Source organism: Pseudomonas sp. R37(2017), from assembly GCF_002113375.1.
Classification (GTDB): domain Bacteria; phylum Pseudomonadota; class Gammaproteobacteria; order Pseudomonadales; family Pseudomonadaceae; genus Aquipseudomonas.
This window is the reverse complement of record NZ_NEHO01000005.1, coordinates 335921-353210: the sequence shown is the minus strand read 5'-3', so window position 1 is coordinate 353210 and position 17290 is coordinate 335921. Positions and strand designations below refer to the sequence as shown.

The window sequence follows — 17290 nt, the reverse complement described above, 5'->3', positions numbered from 1 at the left end:
CATCACATTCACCGCAAAACCCAAGGGAACAGCCCATGCCCGGATTCAAGAAAATCCTCATCGCCAACCGCGGTGAAATCGCCTGCCGCATCCAGCGCACGGCCCAGGCGCAGGGCTATCGCACGGTAGCCGTGTTCAGCGATGCCGACACCGATGCCCTGCACGTGCAAATGGCCGACGAAGCCGTCAACATCGGCCCGGCCGCGGTGCAACAATCTTATCTGAACATCCCGGCCATCCTTGACGCCGCCCGGCGCACGGGCGCGGATGCGATTCATCCGGGCTACGGCTTCCTCTCGGAAAACGCCGGGTTTGCCATCGCCTGCCGGGACGCCGGCATCACCTTCATCGGCCCCAGCCCCGAGGCCATCGAACTGATGGGCAGCAAACGCCTGTCGAAAATCGCCATGCTTGAAGCCGGCGTGCCCTGCATCAAGGGTTACCAAGGCGACGGGCAGGACGACGCGACCCTGAGCCGCGAGGCGGAGCGCATCGGCTATCCGTTGATGATCAAGGCCAGCGCTGGCGGCGGTGGACGTGGCATGCGCCTGGTGCACGACGCTGGCGACTTGCTGGAACAGATTCGTACCGCGCGCTCCGAAGCCTTGAACGGTTTTGGCAGCGGCGAACTGATTCTTGAACAGGCACTGATCGAACCACGTCATGTCGAGGTCCAGCTGTTCGGTGACCGGCATGGCAACCTGATTTACCTCGGCGAGCGCGATTGTTCGGTGCAGCGTCGACATCAGAAAGTCATCGAAGAAGCCCCCTGCCCGGTGATGACGCCTGATCTGCGGCAAGCCATGGGCGAAGCGGCGCTCAAGGCCGGACGGGCGGTACAGTACGTCGGTGCGGGCACCGTGGAATTTTTGCTGGATGCACGGGGGCAGTTTTACTTCCTGGAGATGAACACCCGCCTGCAGGTGGAACACCCGGTGACCGAATTGATCACCGGGTTGGACCTGGTGGCCTGGCAGTTGAACATCGCCGAAGGGCAGCCATTGCCATTGCGCCAGGAACAGGTGCAACTCCAGGGGCACGCCATGGAAGTGCGCCTGTATGCCGAAGACCCGGCTCAGGGTTTTCTGCCGCAAACCGGGCGCGTCGCGGCTTGGGAACCGGCGTTGCGGGACGGCATTCGAATCGACCATGGTGTGATCGAAGGCCAGAACATCAGCCCCTTCTACGACCCCATGCTCGGCAAGCTCATCGCCCACGGCGCCACCCGCGAGGAAGCCCGGCGCAAGCTGCTGCGGGCGGTACAAGACAGCGTGCTGCTGGGCGTGCAAAGCAATCAGCGCCTGCTCGCCAGCCTGCTGGAGCACCCGCAGTTCGCCGGCGGTGATTTCAGTACCGGGTTCATCGCTCAGCATTTTTCCGGGCATGCCTGCCTGCACACCCACGCCCCCGCTGCGCAATACCTGGCCATTGCAGCCGCCCTCTTCTATCAGGCTTCAGCGCAGGCCCATCCGGCCCCGCTTTGCGGTTGGCGCAACAACGCCAGCGTGCCGCTGCACTATCGCATCGGGCTAGAGGATCAGGACTGGGTGGTGACGTTGCAGGCAATCCCGGGCGAGCCGTTGCGCCTGCAGGTTGCCGGGCGCAACCTCGAACTGAAGGTTCTCCACTGCGACGGGCGACAGGCGACCCTCGAAATTGATGGCATCCGCCAGCGCCATGCCTATCGCCTGGAAGCAGGGCAACTCTGGCTGTTCACCCGTCCGGGCAGCTTGCAGTTTGTGGATCGCACTCAGACGCAGGTTTCCAGCCAGGCCAATGTCAGCTCCGGTACTGTCAAGGCACCGATGGACGGGGCGATTGTCGACGTGCTGGTCAATGAAGGCAGCCCGGTAACCAAGGGCCAGTTGCTGGTGGTGCTGGAGGCGATGAAAATGGAGCACCCGTTGAAATCGGGTATCGACGGTGTACTCAAGCGCCTGCAAGTCAAAGTCGGGGATCAGGTAAAAAACCGCCAGATTCTGTTGGAGGTCGAATAAGCCTGGTGGCCTGTGTGGCTGATTCGAGTACTCGAATCAGCCACACAGGCCACTAGGCGGAACCGCCGGGTTTGGCTACGCTCAAACCCTACAGGACGCGGATACCAGGAAACCTGCAATGCCTCACTGGCTGGTCATTGATCTGGAGGCCACCACCGATGAGGGTGGTTGGCCCGTAACGGATATGGAAATCATTGAAATCGGCGCCACCCTGGTGGACCGCAAGGGACGCGAGCAGGACCACTTCCAGCGCTTCGTCCGCCCGTTGCGGCGGCCGTTGCTGACGCCGTTTTGCCGCGAGCTGACGCACATCAGCCAGGCCAACATCGATGCCGCGCAACCGCTGGGCGAAGTCTGGCCGGCGTTTGAACGCTGGCTAAGCCATCACCACACGCGACTTGAAGGCTGGGCCAGTTGGGGCGATTACGATCGCAAACAACTGCTTCAGGATTGGCAGCAACTGGGACTCGCCAGCATGCTGAGCAACGTGCCACACATGAACCTCAAACAGCGTTTTGCCAAGGCCCGACGCCTGGAGCGCCCGCTGGGATTGAACGGCGCGTTGCAATTGGCCGGCCTGCAGTTCACCGGCCAGCAACACCGGGCACTGGAAGATGCGCGCAATACCGCACGCCTGCTGCCGCTGGTTCTGCCGCTTTAGACAGGTGACGTCGCCGAGGGCCTTGTGCATACTGGCCGGCCCTTTTTAGCCCTTTTCGAGGAATCGCCCATGTTTAAAGTCAACGAGTACTTCGACGGCACCGTCAAGTCGATCGCCTTTGGCACCACAGAAGGTCCAGCGACCATCGGCGTCATGGCTCCGGGCGAATACGAATTCGGCACCAGCCAGCGTGAAATCATGCACGTGGTCAGCGGCGCATTGACCGTCAAACTGCCAGACAGCAGCGACTGGGAAACCTTCGCCGCCGGCAGCCAGTTCAACGTACCGGCCAACAGCAAGTTCCAGCTGAAAGTCGCCGTCGACACCGCTTACCTGTGCGAATACCGCGGCTAAACCCGCGGGCTTCACCGCAATGAAAAATGCCCGTGTTTTTCGACACGGGCATTTTTCATTCTGCGCAAGATTACTCGAGGATCTCCACCGGCATGCCGACTTCGAGTCGCCCGTTGCCGTCGTTGACCAGGTTCTGGCCGAACATTGCACCGTCGGCCTGCGAGCGGTATTTCTGCAAGGTGGCCAAGGGTTCGCGATCGTCGCTGCGCTCCCCGGTTTGCGGGTCGATGGTGGTCAGGATGCAACGTGAACAGGACTTGACCACGCGGAACTCGACCTCGCCGATGCGGATACGCTTCCAGCTGTCCTCGGCGAAGGCTTCACTGCCTTCGATCACCAGGTTTGGCCGGAATCGCAGCATCTCCAACGGGCGCCCGACCCGTTGCGACAAGTCCTCGAGGGAGGCCTGGCCAATCAGCAACAGCGGAAAGCCATCGGCGAACGCCACCTGATCGTCATCATTGCCGTACCCGGCTTCGGTCATTCGCGCCCGATCAAGCGGCACTTGCACCAGACGCGTCGGCTTTCCAATGAACTGGCTGACCCAGGCCCCGGCTTCGTCGCCTGCATCGGGGACTCGCAAGGTATCGCGCCAGATGGTCACGCCACGCAGTTGTGCATCGCTACCGGGCAAGGCAATGTCGATCGACGAATGGCCGGGCGCGCCGAGGGTCAAGCCACCTTCGGCGTTCCACAGCGCCGACAACTGGCTCATCTGCGCCACCGCACGCTGGGTCAGGAAACGACCGCTGGCCTCATCCACCAGCATCCAGCGGCGATCGCCGTCCAGCCCGAGTTTATCGAGACCACTCTGTTGAAGCGTCTCTCCCTTGGCGGACTTCAATGGATAACGATACAGCGCGCTCAGACGCAACATGGCCAGCTCCCTGGTAGGCAAAAACTCCACCCTATACGAGCTTGGTCAGCGAATCAAAGTGCAAAAAGCCTGTAGGAGCGAGCATGCTCGCGAGGGTCGTCAACGATGACGCTGGCTACCTGACACCCCGCGGTGCCTGTACCTTCATCGCGAGCATGCTCGCTCCTACAGGAAGACCGCTTAGGCCGGCACTTCGTCAAGCATCAGGCGCTGACGTACCACGTCGACGAGTTTGTCCGGCTGGAATTTGGAAAGGAAATTGTCGCAGCCGACCTTTTTGACCATCGAATCGTTGAAGCTGCCGGACAACGAGGTGTGCAGTACCACGTACAGGCCGCGCAGGCGTGGATCATTGCGAATTTCGGTGGTCAGGCGATAACCATCCATCTCCGGCATTTCCGCATCGGTGAAAACCATCAGCAGTTTTTCAGTCATGTCCACGCCAGTGTCGGCCCAGGCCTTGAGCAGGTTCAAGGCCTTCAATCCGTCGCTGGCGATGTGCATCTTCACGCCCAACTGCCCCAGGGTATCGCGCAACTGCGCCAGTGCCACGTTCGAGTCGTCCACCAGCAGCACTTCACGGCCACGGGCGCGTTCCAGTACAGGGTCTTCAAGCTTGTCGCGGGAGACTTTGGCGTTGTACGGGACAATCTCGGCCAAGACCTTTTCGACGTCGATGATTTCCACCAGTTGTTCATCGACTTTGCTGATAGCCGTCAGGTAGTGCTGGCGGCCGGCACTGCCCGGTGGCGGCAGGATGGCTTCCCAGTTCATGTTGACGATCCGGTCCACGCCACCGACCAGGAAGGCCTGAACCGAACGGTTGTACTCGGTGACGATAATCGTGCTGTCCGGCCCCGGCACCAGCGGGCGCATGCCAATGGCCTGGGACAGGTCGATCACCGGCAGGGTCTGGCCACGCAGGTTGACCACGCCGCACACAAAAGGATGGCGCTGCGGCATCAGCGTCAACTTTGGCAGTTGCAATACTTCCTGTACCTTGAAGACGTTGATCGCGAACAATTGCCGTCCGGCGAGCCGGAACATGAGAATTTCCAGGCGATTCTCACCCACCAGTTGCGTGCGTTGGTCTACCGTGTCGAGAATGCCGGCCATCAATGACTCCTGGTCTTGTTCGGATGAATTCACTTGAAGAAGGTTATCGGCTGTTTTGGCCGAAGCTTGACCCCCTCCAAAATGCCACGACCGGGCATTGATGTCACATTAACATCATGCTTTACTGGCGCTGTGATTACATCTGCTGCACTTCTGCGCCACGCGACCACAGTTCACGTGATAGGTTCCGTTGCCTAAGGGATTCCCCTATCAACAATCAGGTGCAACCTGATATTCGCAATATCCAATAGCCATTAATGTGACGCCATTCTCATTGCATGAACGGAGTCAGGTTTTGTGTGCGATCGCAAGTAAGTGGCCAACCACCCTCTCGTGTTCCCCTGCCTGCCTGCGGGCCAGCCGAAACTGGTTCACCCGACGACTCGGCAATGCCGGGGTCCCGACCACCCTCGTCGACACACACGATATCCCCTCATTTGACATGACGTTGTGGAGATAAGTATGCAGAACGACCGTAACGAGTGGGCCCTGCGGCTCCCGGAGTTCCTCGTCGAGGCTGAAACACTCCTGGCTAAAACCGAGGAATGCCTGAGTCATCTGCAACTGATCAGCAATGACAAGGACGCCATCGACTGCCTGCTCAGCACACTGCTCAAGCTGGCCACCAAGGCCGATGCCCTGGCGTTGGCGGCCGTGTCCGAATTCTCGCTGCATATTCATGGCCTGCTGAACCACGCACAGAACACCATGAGCCTGCACGACGAGGCGCTTTACGCACTGAAAGACTGCCTGACCCTGATCGCCTGGCAACTGGAACTCATCGACCAGACCACCGGGCAACTCAGTCTCGACGACAGCGAGCAGGTCACGCTGATCGAAGCCTTTGCCTTTCAGGTCGGGCAAGGCCGATTTCAACCACCGGTCAATTCCAGGCCGTTCACACTCGTGTCCTGTGCGGAACGCCAGCCCTGAACTGACTCAACCAAGCCGTATGGCGTGATTGGGTTATCAATACCCCGCTGTAACTTGAGTGCGCACAAGTCGCATATGATTACCTCATATCTATAAGCGACATCTTTCAACACCCACTTTTGCCCCTCCACAATTGGGCGCCAGCTCTCTAGTCAGGGTTTGCCCGGCATCAAAAAAACCAGGGACAATCGGCACTTTGTGTCGCAATACCCAACTTCTTCCATTATGGAACCATCGTCCAAACGACTGGATTCCTGACTTTCTGGACACATATACAAACGCGACCAACGGTATCTTAAGTGCTACTATGGCGCCTGTTAGTTGGCGCCAATTAATGGCAGTGTGGTTGCAGCCGGATTCAGCTCACTCCAGTGCGGAGCTGAACTCTCCAACAAAAAATGCACTCCATTGAAGTCGCTCCACATGAAAAACAGGGGCCTGTCAGCCAGCATGACCGGTCAGCCCGCAGCGAACATCCATTGGCTCCATCCGCTATGCACGCCAGCCTCAAGTCAATTGCCAAGTGGCCACCCTCCCGAGAAAATGCACGCACATTCACCCTGTTGCTATGTGCCTGCTCGACGCTCGGCAGTTTGTTGGTCTATGTATTGGCCATTCCGTTGCCCCTGTCCTTGCTGGTGCTCAACATTGCGGCGCTGACCAGTGTTGCCGTGCAATACAGCCTCTCGCGCAAATTCATCAAATTCCAGCCCCAGGAACTGGCCGACCGGCTGCTGCAGGTTCAGGAAAACGAGCGTCATCGCCTGAGCCGGGAATTGCATGACGACATCGGCCAATTACTGACCGCCGCCAAACTGCAAAGCGACTGGCTCAAACGCCGGATGCCGGAAGAGTTCCAGGGACAATGCGCGATTCTGCGCGACACGCTGGAAGAAACCCTGGCGAAAGTTCGTGACGTATCCGCCATTCTCAATCCCCGGCAGTTGACCAGCCTCGGCCTGGAAGCCAGTCTGCGCGCGCACCTGCTCAAGACCCTGGCCAACACCCCGGTGCACTGGAGCCTGGAATGCCAGCAGCGCCTGACCGGCATACCAGAGGAAATGGCGGTGGCAGCTTTCCGCATCACCCAGGAAGCAGTCACCAACATCTTGCGACATGCCCAGGCCAAGAACCTGCTGGTCTGCCTGCAGCGTCTGCCACAAGGCCTGAAACTGCAGATCAGCGATGATGGCCAGGGATTCGCGCCCGTAACCGACCCGGGTCGCGAAGGGCAACGCGGTATGGCCGGGATGTCGGAACGGCTCGATCAACTGGGCGGAACACTGACCGTTACCAGCGAGCCGGGCAAAGGCACTCAAATCGAAGCTCTATTTCCCTGGGCGCCCCGTGCGCTCGAACGGGCCAGTTCGAATAAGGTTATGCATTGACTTGTAATTTACTACTGGTGGATGACCACTCGCTGATCAGGGCTGGCGTGCGCGCCCTGGTAATGGATCTGCCCGGCTATGCCGTCATCGGCGAGGCCAATGACGGCTCGCAGTTGCTCGAAATGGTCGGGCATCTGTCCCCCGATATCATTCTGCTGGATATTTCGATGCGCCAGACCGGCGGCCTCGAAGCCTTGCAGCAACTCAAGCGAGTGCGCCCGCAGAGCAAGGTTCTGATCCTGTCGATGCATACCGACCCGGCCCTCATCATGCAGGCGCTGGAATTCGGGGCCCATGGCTACCTGCTCAAGGACACCACGGCGACCGAACTCGAACACGCGCTGGAAGCCTTGCGCAACAACGAACGCTACCTGAGCCCGGCCATTGCCCACACGGTGATCAATCAGGCGCTGACCCGAAACCAGAAGCATCAACCCGAACCTGTCGACTCACACAACCTCACGGTGCGTCAGCTGGAAATCCTGCGGTTGATCGTTCGCGGAAAATCTACCCGCGAGATCGCCAACGGCCTTGGGTTAAGCGTCAAGACCATCGAAACCCACCGCTCGCAGATCATGAAGCGCTTGCAGATTTATGATGTAGCAGGCCTGGTGCTGTTTGCCGTACGCGAACAAATCATCAGCCTTGACGACTAGACACTTCACCGCCCCGTAACAGCGGCGATTCCCGCCAAGGTTTCGCCCACCAGCCGCTGTGCGCCACCGGCTTCCCAGGTCAATCGAACAGCCAGCCGCAGGCTCCCGCCAAAGGTCGTAAGAAAACGAATTATTTCCAGACGCAAGGATTCGATCCCTGCACGGCAGGATTTTTCTTACAAAACGTGAGGAATCGGCTCAATTGACCACAAATCTTAATTGGGAGACCTTGGGCGTCAGGCCATCGAGCTGAATGCGGCAACAGCACAAAAGCCACGGGAGAAGTTGATATGGAACCTCGCGTCACCGAGCTGGAAACACACCTCAAGAGCATCCGCAGGGACATGGACGAAGTCCGGGGCGACGTCAAAACCATCAAGCACAGGCTTGCCTATTCCGCCGGAGGAACGGCGGTGATCCTCGGCCTCCTTGGCTGGATCGCCAACAGCCGATTCGAGCAGGTTATTTCGTTGCTTCTGGCTCATTGAGTTGCATCAACACAAAACCCGGTTCAATCGACCGGGTTTTGTGTGACAAGACCGCTGAAACTATCAGCTCAGGACTTCGCTCAGCGGAATGAAGAAAACGCTATCCCCCTGAGCAAGCGTGCGACCTTCCAGGACTTCTACCAATCCATCAGCCCAGGCAGCGCTACGCAGTACACCGGAACTCTGGTTCTTGTAGATCGTTGCCCGGCCGTTTTCCAACCTTGCGCGCAAATACTCACGCCGATTGCCGGGTTGCAGCCAGTCAAACCCAGCCGGCACCTGCACCTTCAGCGGCTCAACGTCGGGCACACCCTGACGGCGCAAGAGGTAGGGCCTGGTCAACAAGGCAAAAGTCACCAGGGTCGATGCCGGGTTGCCCGGCAAGCCAATCACCGGAACACCGCGAAAATGCCCGAACGTCAGCGGCTTACCGGGTTTGATGGCGAGCTTCCACAGCGTCAGTTCGCCCTCTTCGCGCAAGGCGATGCCCAGAAAATCGGCCTCTCCCACCGATACGCCACCGGTCGAGAGGATCAGGTCGACATCCTTCAACTCACCCAATCGGGAGCGAGTGGTTTCCAGATCGTCGGGAAGAATGCCCGCGTCGACGACTTCACACCCCAAGCGCTGCAACCAGCTACACAACAACACCCGATTGCTGTTGTAGATCTGTCCCGGCCCCAGCGTCCGCCCCGGCTCAATCAACTCGTCGCCGGTAGACAGCACCGCCACACGCACCTTGCGAACCACCTCCAGCTCAGCACACCCCAATGAGGCAGCCAATCCTTGCTCGATCGGCCCCAGTCGCGTACCTGCTGGCAGAATCAGCTCGCCGACGGTGGTTTCCTGGCCTTGGGGGCGGATGTTCTGGCCCGGGGTCAGGGCCTGGGTGAAACGTACTCGCTCATCGGCCTGAACTTCGGCGTTTTCCTGCATCTCGACGCAATCGGCGCCGGCGGGAACAGGTGCCCCGGTGAAAATGCGTGCACAGGTTCCCGGCTGCAACGGTTCGGGGGCCTGGCCGGCAAACACCTTTTGACTGACCACCAACGGCTCTCCAGTCCAGTCCGCCATGCGCAAGGCATAACCGTCCATGGCACTGTTGGGCCAGGGTGGCAAATCGAGGGTCGACACCAGATCTTCAGCCAGTACACGCCCCTGTACCTGTGCCAGCGGCAGGCGTTCACGCTCGACGATCCTCGAGGCCTCGGCCATTTCCAGCAAGCGCACCAGGGCCACCTCGACGGGCATCAGGCTGCCAGTCTTGCCGGGCTTACCCACGGGATTCACAAGGCGCTGCCTGTTTCAAGTGAGGCACGAAATTGCACGGACGATGCCGTGCATCCAGTTGTTCGGCCAGAATGCCATCCCAACCGGTGCGCACGGCGTTGGTCGAGCCCGGCAAACAGCAAACCAGCGTGCCATTGGCCAGACCGGCCAAGGTCCGGGACTGAACGGTCGAGGTGCCGATATCGGCAACCGAGATCTGACGGAACAGCTCACCAAACCCATCAACCTGTTTGTCCAGCAGGCAACTGACGGCCTCCGGTGTGCTATCGCGCCCGGTAAAACCCGTGCCGCCGGTGATCAGCACAACCTGCACGACATCGTCGGCAATCCAGTTGGCGACTTGCGCACGAATTTTGTAGAGATCATCTTTGAGCAACACCCGGGCTGCCAGGTTATGACCGGCAGCGGTCAAGCGGTCGACAAAGAGTTGGCCCGAGGTGTCGGTTTCCAGTGTGCGGGTATCGCTGACAGTCAACACTGCAATATTCAGCGGTGCGAAAGGTACATCAGCCTTGGCTTTCATAGGCTCGTCCAGTTGTAGGAGAAACAGCCCGGTGTTATATCACAGCGCTCCGTTTTTTCGCCGCTCCCATGGAGACCTGCCATGACCATGAATTCACATTTGCCACCCTGCTCCATTCTGCTCCTGGCGGGCGGTCGCGGCCAACGCATGGGTGGCCAGGACAAGGGTCTGCTGAACTGGCGTGGCGAACCACTGATTGCACACCTGCATCGCAAGACTCGCCCGCTGACCGATGACCTGATCATCTCCTGCAATCGCAACCTTGAGAAGTACGAACCCTACGCCGACCAGTTGGTCCACGATGATGAAGGTGATTTCCCCGGGCCGCTGGCGGGCATTCGCGCAGGCCTGAAAGCGGCTCGCCATAGCCATCTGCTGGTCATGCCCTGTGACGTTCCGGGCATTGATGCGGCGCTGATCGGCAACATGCGCGAGGCCGCCAACCTGCATCCGGACAAGCCGCTGATGGTGCGGCATGACAATCACTGGGAACCCTTGTTGTGCGTGATTCCTGTGCTGCACAGGGCAGCTTTCGAAGAGGCCTGGAACGAGGGTGAGCGCAGTCCTGGCCGGTTGATGCGCAAGCTCGGCGCGACCGCGCTGCAATGCCCCGACAATGACCCTCGGCTGGCCAACCTCAACACGCCGGAACTGTTAAGCGGTCACGGCTCTGTGTCAGACTGAATTGATCAGGAACTTGCACGAACGGTGTACGTCACAAGTTCAGTGACCACAGATTTCTTATTCGGAGATACACTCATGACTCAACGGACCCTCGCGACTTTCATGCTCGCACTCGGCCTTGCCACCCTCGCCGGTTGCGCATCGCCTACGGTGATCACCTTGAATGACGGTCGCGAAATCCAGGCCGTCGACACACCGCATTTCGACAAGGACTCCGGTTTCTACGAGTTCGAACAGCTCGACGGTAAACAGACCCGCGTCAACAAAGACCAGGTTCGTACTGTGAAAGATCTGTAATCCTGGCGCCGCCGGATACGAAAAAGCCCGCTTGATGCGGGCTTTTTCATGCCTGAAAAACAGCGCTTCAAGGTCGCTGCACAATTACCATTGCAGAGTGATTTCACTCTCGAACACTCGCTCCTGGCCCGTGACCGGATCGATGAATGTCAGACCCTGCGCCAGCAGTTTCAAAGGATTGGCGTAGTCATCCTGGGCCTCCTTGAGCACCTCGGGGTAAAACGGGTCGTTGCAGATAGCGGCTCCCAGTGCCGCCATATGTACACGCAGCTGGTGTTTCTTGCCCGTCACCGGATAAAGACCATAGCGCCAGAAATCACCGTGCTTGGCCCTGACTTCGATCGCAGTCTCGGTGTTGCTGGCCCCAGGCCCCTCCTGCATGCGAAAGAACGGTTCGCCATCGACCAGTCGGCTCTTGTGAACCCGCGGGAAAGCAACGTCAGGCAACGCCGCTGCAATGGCCTCGTAGCGCTTTTCGATCTGCCGAGCTGGAAACAACGACTGATAAGCCGAACGGCTCTGCGGATTGGCTGAAAACAGCACCAGCCCTGCGGTGTGCCGGTCTATGCGGTGCAATGGCACCAGATGCGGATTGCCCAGGCGCCGGATCAAGCGCCTGAGCAGCGTCTGTTCGACGTATTCGCCAGCGGGCGTCACGGGTAGAAAGTGTGGTTTGTCGGCCACCACCAGGTGCTCGTCCGCGTACAGAATCGACTCGATCACCGGGATCGGCTTTTCATCCGGCACTTCGCGAAAATAATGAATCCGCAAACCTTCCTTGTAGGCCAGATCGAGGGCGATCGGCATGCCTTGCCCATCGAGGACCCGGCCACGGGCGATTCTGTCCAGCCATTGTTCACGACCGATGGCGCTGAAATGCTCACACAGGCAATCGACAACGGTGTGCCACGGGCCAGGTGGCAAGTAGAGCGTACTGGCCTGACTGTGTGCCGCGGAAAAAGAAGAAGTGGACATACGAATGCTTTAACCCTCAGTGCAGGGCGCCATTATCCAACAGTATGGGGAATGAACCTAGGGGGCGTTCTCAAGCCGGGATCAGGGTACGCGCCGCCGCTTCGGTGTACTCCTTGAGCCAGCGCAGTACATCGACCGCTTCCCAGCGAGCGGGGTCATACAGGGCGTACAACAATCCCTGATAGCCCACCACATCGAGTTGCCGGTGATAACCGGCGCGTTGGAACAGGGCTTCGATTTCTGCGAAACAGGTGTTGAAATGCGTTTTGTTGAAGGGCGTTTTCCCCTCGGTCACCAGACCGTCCAGACGCAACTCGTGCACGGCCTCGCGCACGACGTCCGCGGACATCCGGTTCACGCTGTTCTTCAACTGTTCGACATTGACCACGATTCGACCCTCTCACGCCCGGGCTCGCCTGATCTCTCCCGAAAATCAGGACGACAAGGCAGGCACCGCGAATAACTGTATGCGCATACAGTATCCGATCAGCACCGATTAAGCCAAGGGGATCAATCGCAAAGTTCGACAGGCGGGGGCATGCCGCCCGCGCAAAAAGCACTTAACGCAGGAACGCCACCACGTCCTCGGCACTGAACGGCCAGCCCAGTTCAGCGCCAGTGTCGACCCGCCGCAACACGGGAATACGCAGGCTGTAAGCGGCGTACCAGCTTTCATCCTCAGCGATATCCACCAGTTCCACCAGCAGACCGCGCTCGACAAACTCCATCAGCATGGCTTCGGCTACTTCACAGAGATGGCATCCAAGGGTGCCGAACAGCCGACATTCGGGAGGCATGAGTGCTCAACCAAAAAATGAAATGATCATTCTAGGCCGGCCCCGAAAAACCGTCGAGCCATTGCGTCCCTGCCCTGACTCCACCGACGATGAAAAGACCCGAGTCAGTCCTGGCTTACGGCACCGATCTTGTGAATCGACAGGTCCGCGCCGTAATACTCCTCTTCCTGGCTCAGGCGCAATCCATGCAGCGCCTTGATCAATCCATACACGGCAAAACCGCCGATCAGTGCCACGGTCACGCCCAATGCGGTGCCGATCATCTGGCTGATCAGACTGACTCCGCCCAGACCGCCAAAGACACTCTGGCCGAAGATGCCGCAGGCAATGCCGCCCCATGCGCCGCACAAGCCATGCAACGGCCACACACCCAAGACATCGTCGATGCGCCATTTTCCCTGGGCCGCGGTAAAGCACCAGACAAACAGTGCCCCTGCGATGGCACCGGTGACCAGCGCGCCCACGGGATGCATCAGGTCGGACCCGGCACAGATTGCCACGAGCCCCGCCAACGGGCCGTTGTGCAGAAAGCCAGGGTCGTTGCGCCCGACAATCAGTGCCGCGACCGTACCGCCAACCATGGCCATCAGCGAGTTCACTGCCACCAGCCCGCTCACGCCTTGCAGGGTTTGCGCGCTCATGACGTTGAAGCCGAACCAGCCGACGATCAGGATCCACGAGCCCAACGCAAGAAACGGAATGCTCGATGGTGCGAACGCGACCAGTCGACCGTCGCGATACCGACCGTTACGCGGCCCGAGCAACAGCACTGCCGCCAGTGCCAGCCAACCGCCCATCCCATGCACCACCACCGAGCCTGCGAAGTCATGGAAACCGGCGCCAAAGCGCTCGAGCAACCAGGCTTGCATACCCAGGTTGCCATTCCAGACCATGCCTTCGAAGAAGGGATAGATGAACGCGACAATCAAAGCCGTTGCGCACAATTGCGGGACAAACCGGGCGCGTTCGGCAATCCCTCCGGAAATGATCGCCGGGATCGCCGCGGCAAAGGTCAGCAGAAAGAAAAACTTCACCAGTCCATAGCCATGGTCGGCATTGAGCACGGCCGCTGGCTGCATGAACGTCACACCATAGGAAATCCAATAGCCTATAAAGAAATAGGCCAGTGTCGACACGGCGAAGTCGCTGAGGATTTTCGACAATGCATTGACCTGGTTTTTCTGTCGCACGGTTCCGACTTCGAGAAAGGCAAAACCGGCGTGCATGGCCAGAACCATGACCGCACCGATCAGAATGAACAGCGTGTTGGAGCTATGGACCAGGGTGTCCACAGCGCTTTGCAGGTTTTCCATGGGATGGCAGACCTTATGGCAGAAAAAAGCACCAAAGCAGTTCGCTATTTGCATCCATGCACCAAGTTGCGGCCTCGAAAAATCAGCGCACTGATCTTGTTGAACCGCTTTGGGGCACGAACACCGTCCAGGAAAAACGCGCCCGGGACGTCTACGCGAGTTTTTGATTGTTGGTCCTACGGTTTTACTGAAATCATGCCCGGCTGTAGCGCAATGGTGCAGACCGGTGCACCACGACACAGCAAAAGTTGTACCAGTCATTTGTACTGAACCTTCGCCGAAGGCTCATACTCGAACGCATCAGAAAGCCACTAATGGAGATCCACCATGGCCCGCAACCAGGCAAAGACTGCTCAAGAAATCCTGATGAACGACTTTCAGACACTGGTCAGTGACACCGAACGATTGCTGGAGCACACCGCGACCCTGGCCGGGGACCAGGCCGACGAGTTGCGCGAGCAGATCCACGACAGTCTCTTGCGTGCCCGTGAAACCCTGAAACTGACCGAAGACGCCCTGCGCGAACACGGCAAGGCCGCCGTTACCGCCACTGAAGACTATGTCCAGGCCAATCCCTGGCAGTCCGTCGGGATCGCGGCCGGCGTGGGTTTCCTGATTGGCCTGCTGGCCAGCCGGCGCTGATATGGCAATCGGTGAATCCGACCCGTCCGAAGCGGGAACCAGCTCCTCATCGCGGCGCCTGGGCGCCGCCTTCCTTGGGTTGCTGCACAGCCATGTCGAATTGTTCGGCATCGAATTGCAGGAGCAGAAAGCCCGTACCGTCAGCCTGTTGCTGTTTGCCGGCCTGGCGCTGGTGTTTGCGTTGCTGCTGTTGGTGGGGCTGTCGACACTGGTGCTTATCGTGTTCTGGGACACCTATCGCCTGACCGCCATCATCGGGCTCTGTGTGTTCTATACCCTCGCCGCCATCTTCTGTGGAATGCGCTTGAGAGCGGCGATTTTCGATGAGTCCTCGCCCTTCCACGGCACACTGGAAGAGCTGGCCAACGATAGGGAGCGCCTGCTGCCATGAGCCTGCCTGAACTGCCACACAACAGCTCGCGCACGGAAATGCGCAAGGCCCTGATCCGCCTGCGCATGGAAATGCATCGCCAGGAAATCCGCCACGAATCCGCGCAACTGCTGCAGCCTTTGCAACGGGTACGTGGAATGACGCAAAACCTGCAGGACGGTTTCGGCATCAAACACGCACCACTCTGGGGCGTGGCCGCTGTCACCTTGCTGGGTTTTCTGACCGGCAAGGGGGCAAAAAACGGTGGTGGCCTCAGCAGCCTGACCCGACTGATCCGGCTCGGCACCACATTGGGGCCGCTGATCAAACTGATCATGCAAGGCTCTTCACGCAAAGACTGATCAGTTTCTTTCTGGCTGCATTCTCGCGGCGTCTACAGGATGTGCCTCTCAATCGAGGGGCGCGATCCTGTGCGCCTGCCCGGTCAACAGTCACGGCGGAACTGTAGTTCCGCTTGCAGGTCATGGCGCGAAACGGGAAGCTAGGCCATCAGTCACCTGACGGAGGGACCCCGCCTTGGATTGGCACACACTGCTTACCCGCGAACGCCTCGGAAAGCCTCTGCACAGCCCTGAAGAGCTCGGCCGCAGCCCTTTCCACAAAGACCACGACCGCATCATTTTCTCGGGTGCTTTCCGCCGCCTCGGGCGCAAGACCCAGGTCCATCCGGTGTCCAGCAATGATCACATTCACACGCGCCTGACCCACTCGCTGGAAGTCAGTTGCGTGGGTCGCTCACTGGGCATGCGGGTCGGTGAAACCATCCGCAACGCCCTGCCCGACTGGTGCGAACCCAGCGACCTGGGGATGGTGGTGCAATCGGCCTGCCTGGCACACGACATCGGCAACCCCCCTTTCGGCCACTCCGGTGAAGACGCGATCCGTCACTGGTTCCAGCAAGCCGCCGGCCGTGGCTGGCTGGATGCAATGAGTGAAGCCGAGCGCAATGATTTCCTGAACTTCGAAGGCAATGCCCAGGGCTTTCGCGTACTGACTCAACTGGAGTATCACCAGTTCGACGGTGGCACCCGACTGACCTATGCAACGCTGGGCACTTACCTGAAGTATCCATGGACGGCCAGGCACGCCGACTCGCTGGGCTACAAGAAACACAAGTTCGGCTGCTATCAGAGCGAGCTTGCGCTACTGGAGCAGATCGCCCAAAAACTCGGCCTGCCACAACTGGAGGAGCAACGCTGGGCACGGCATCCGCTGGTGTATCTGATGGAGGCCGCCGACGACATCTGCTATGGGCTGATCGACCTGGAAGACGGCCTGGAAATGGAGTTGCTGGAATACGCTGAAGTCGAGTCCCTGCTGCTGGACCTGGTAGGCGATGACTTGCCGGAGACCTATCGCCAGCTCGGTCCCGGCGATTCACGCCGACGCAAACTGGCGATCCTGCGCGGTAAAGCCATCGAGCATTTGACCAATGCCGCGGCCCGCGCCTTCGTCGAGCAACAGGACGCGCTGTTGGCCGGTAGCTTGCCCGGCGATCTGGTGGAACACATGCACGGGCCAGCCAAGCGTTGTGTGCTGAACGCGAAGGATATGGCCCGCAAGAAAATCTTCCAGGACAAGCGCAAGACCCTGCACGAGATCGGCGCGTACACCACGCTGGAAATCCTGCTCAACGCCTTTTGTGGCGCAGCGCTGGAGCAACACAACGGGCGTACACCGTCGTTCAAAAGCCGTCGCATCCTTGATCTGCTTGGCAACAATGCACCCGATCCTCACGGCCCGTTGCACACCTCGTTTTTACGCATGATCGATTTCATCGCGGGAATGACCGACAGCTATGCAAGCGACATGGCCCTGGAAATGACCGGACGCACCAGCCACTGAAGAGTATCGATTGGTCAGCCATTACGGCATACGTTATGGCTGATCCCCCCTTCAACATCCAAC

General features: G+C 59.3%; 21 protein-coding genes. 13 read left to right on the top strand and 8 right to left on the bottom strand.

Going from position 1 to position 17290, the window contains the following annotated elements; genetic code table 11:
* Positions 1-35: 35 nt before the first annotated feature.
* The 3 genes from CAG47_RS11785 (at position 36) to CAG47_RS11775 (ending at position 3012) form a co-directional block, all read left to right on the top strand.
* Entirely contained in the window at positions 36-1997 is a 1962-nt protein-coding gene (locus tag CAG47_RS11785; protein ID WP_085725019.1) for an acetyl/propionyl/methylcrotonyl-CoA carboxylase subunit alpha, read from the top strand.
* 118 nt (positions 1998-2115) lie between these two features.
* Complete coding sequence (locus CAG47_RS11780) at positions 2116-2658, top strand: exonuclease domain-containing protein (protein WP_085725018.1); 543 nt, start codon at positions 2116-2118, stop codon at positions 2656-2658.
* 69 nt (positions 2659-2727) lie between these two features.
* A complete protein-coding gene (locus tag CAG47_RS11775; protein WP_085725017.1) occupies positions 2728-3012 on the top strand; it encodes a pyrimidine/purine nucleoside phosphorylase in 285 nt (94 codons plus the stop codon).
* A gap of 70 nt (positions 3013-3082) precedes the next feature.
* Here CAG47_RS11775 and CAG47_RS11770 read toward each other — a convergent pair whose 3' ends face one another.
* Positions 3083-3889 (bottom strand): MOSC domain-containing protein, encoded by an 807-nt coding sequence (locus CAG47_RS11770; RefSeq protein ID WP_085725016.1) that lies wholly within the window; start codon positions 3887-3889, stop codon positions 3083-3085.
* Positions 3890-4069: 180 nt separating this feature from the next.
* Positions 4070-5005, bottom strand: coding sequence for a chemotaxis protein CheV (locus CAG47_RS11765; RefSeq protein WP_085725015.1), 936 nt, complete (start codon positions 5003-5005; stop codon positions 4070-4072).
* Positions 5006-5467: 462 nt separating this feature from the next.
* Between CAG47_RS11765 and CAG47_RS11760 the strand changes: the two genes are divergently transcribed.
* The 4 genes from CAG47_RS11760 to CAG47_RS11745 all read left to right on the top strand — a co-directional run bounded on the left by CAG47_RS11760 (position 5468) and on the right by CAG47_RS11745 (position 8470).
* Positions 5468-5938: a hypothetical protein gene (locus CAG47_RS11760; RefSeq protein WP_085725014.1), complete on the top strand. Its 471-nt coding sequence runs from the start codon at positions 5468-5470 to the stop codon at positions 5936-5938.
* Positions 5939-6432: 494 nt separating this feature from the next.
* Complete coding sequence (locus CAG47_RS11755) at positions 6433-7326, top strand: sensor histidine kinase (protein WP_085725013.1); 894 nt, start codon at positions 6433-6435, stop codon at positions 7324-7326.
* On the top strand, positions 7323-7982 hold the full coding sequence (locus CAG47_RS11750) for a response regulator transcription factor (protein WP_085725012.1): 660 nt from the start codon (positions 7323-7325) through the stop codon (positions 7980-7982). Before CAG47_RS11755 ends, CAG47_RS11750 begins: the two co-directional genes overlap by 4 nt.
* 212 nt (positions 7983-8194) lie before the next feature.
* Positions 8195-8470, top strand: coding sequence for a hypothetical protein (locus tag CAG47_RS11745; protein ID WP_371917200.1), 276 nt, complete (start codon positions 8195-8197; stop codon positions 8468-8470).
* 63 nt (positions 8471-8533) lie between these two features.
* Here CAG47_RS11745 and glp read toward each other — a convergent pair whose 3' ends face one another.
* The gene (gene glp, locus CAG47_RS11740; RefSeq protein WP_085725010.1) at positions 8534-9760 is read right to left on the bottom strand and encodes a gephyrin-like molybdotransferase Glp; all 1227 of its coding nucleotides are present in this window, start codon (positions 9758-9760) and stop codon (positions 8534-8536) included.
* Positions 9744-10283: a molybdenum cofactor biosynthesis protein B gene (moaB, locus tag CAG47_RS11735; protein ID WP_085725009.1), complete on the bottom strand. Its 540-nt coding sequence runs from the start codon at positions 10281-10283 to the stop codon at positions 9744-9746. The genes glp and moaB overlap by 17 nt, the downstream gene beginning before the upstream one ends.
* A gap of 81 nt (positions 10284-10364) precedes the next feature.
* Here moaB and mobA point away from each other — a divergent pair, with 81 nt between their 5' ends.
* Both mobA and CAG47_RS11725 read left to right on the top strand, forming a co-directional pair.
* Entirely contained in the window at positions 10365-10967 is a 603-nt protein-coding gene (gene mobA, locus CAG47_RS11730) for a molybdenum cofactor guanylyltransferase MobA (protein WP_085725008.1), read from the top strand.
* Between the two features lie 75 nt (positions 10968-11042).
* On the top strand, positions 11043-11264 hold the full coding sequence (locus CAG47_RS11725) for a YgdI/YgdR family lipoprotein (protein ID WP_085725007.1): 222 nt from the start codon (positions 11043-11045) through the stop codon (positions 11262-11264).
* Between the two features lie 84 nt (positions 11265-11348).
* Here the strand turns inward: CAG47_RS11725 and CAG47_RS11720 are convergent, their stop codons facing one another.
* The 4 genes from CAG47_RS11720 to CAG47_RS11705 all read right to left on the bottom strand — a co-directional run bounded on the left by CAG47_RS11720 (position 11349) and on the right by CAG47_RS11705 (position 14349).
* Positions 11349-12239, bottom strand: a complete 891-nt coding sequence (locus CAG47_RS11720) for a pseudouridine synthase (RefSeq protein WP_085725006.1) — start codon at positions 12237-12239, stop codon at positions 11349-11351.
* 70 nt (positions 12240-12309) lie between these two features.
* A complete protein-coding gene (locus CAG47_RS11715) occupies positions 12310-12627 on the bottom strand; it encodes a transcriptional regulator (protein ID WP_085725005.1) in 318 nt (105 codons plus the stop codon).
* A 172-nt stretch (positions 12628-12799) separates the two neighbouring features.
* Complete coding sequence (locus tag CAG47_RS11710; protein ID WP_085725004.1) at positions 12800-13036, bottom strand: glutaredoxin family protein; 237 nt, start codon at positions 13034-13036, stop codon at positions 12800-12802.
* 104 nt (positions 13037-13140) lie between these two features.
* Entirely contained in the window at positions 13141-14349 is a 1209-nt protein-coding gene (locus CAG47_RS11705; RefSeq protein WP_085725003.1) for an ammonium transporter, read from the bottom strand.
* A 327-nt stretch (positions 14350-14676) separates the two neighbouring features.
* On the opposite strand from CAG47_RS11705, the gene CAG47_RS11700 reads away from it, so the two are divergent.
* From CAG47_RS11700 to CAG47_RS11685, 4 genes are all read left to right on the top strand, one after another.
* Entirely contained in the window at positions 14677-14991 is a 315-nt protein-coding gene (locus tag CAG47_RS11700) for a YqjD family protein (protein WP_085725002.1), read from the top strand.
* Between the two features lies 1 nt (position 14992).
* Positions 14993-15382, top strand: coding sequence for a phage holin family protein (locus CAG47_RS11695; protein ID WP_085725001.1), 390 nt, complete (start codon positions 14993-14995; stop codon positions 15380-15382).
* Positions 15379-15723 (top strand): hypothetical protein, encoded by a 345-nt coding sequence (locus CAG47_RS11690; protein WP_085725000.1) that lies wholly within the window; start codon positions 15379-15381, stop codon positions 15721-15723. Before CAG47_RS11695 ends, CAG47_RS11690 begins: the two co-directional genes overlap by 4 nt.
* A 175-nt stretch (positions 15724-15898) precedes the next feature.
* Complete coding sequence (locus tag CAG47_RS11685; protein ID WP_085724999.1) at positions 15899-17227, top strand: deoxyguanosinetriphosphate triphosphohydrolase; 1329 nt, start codon at positions 15899-15901, stop codon at positions 17225-17227.
* Positions 17228-17290: the final 63 nt, after the last annotated feature.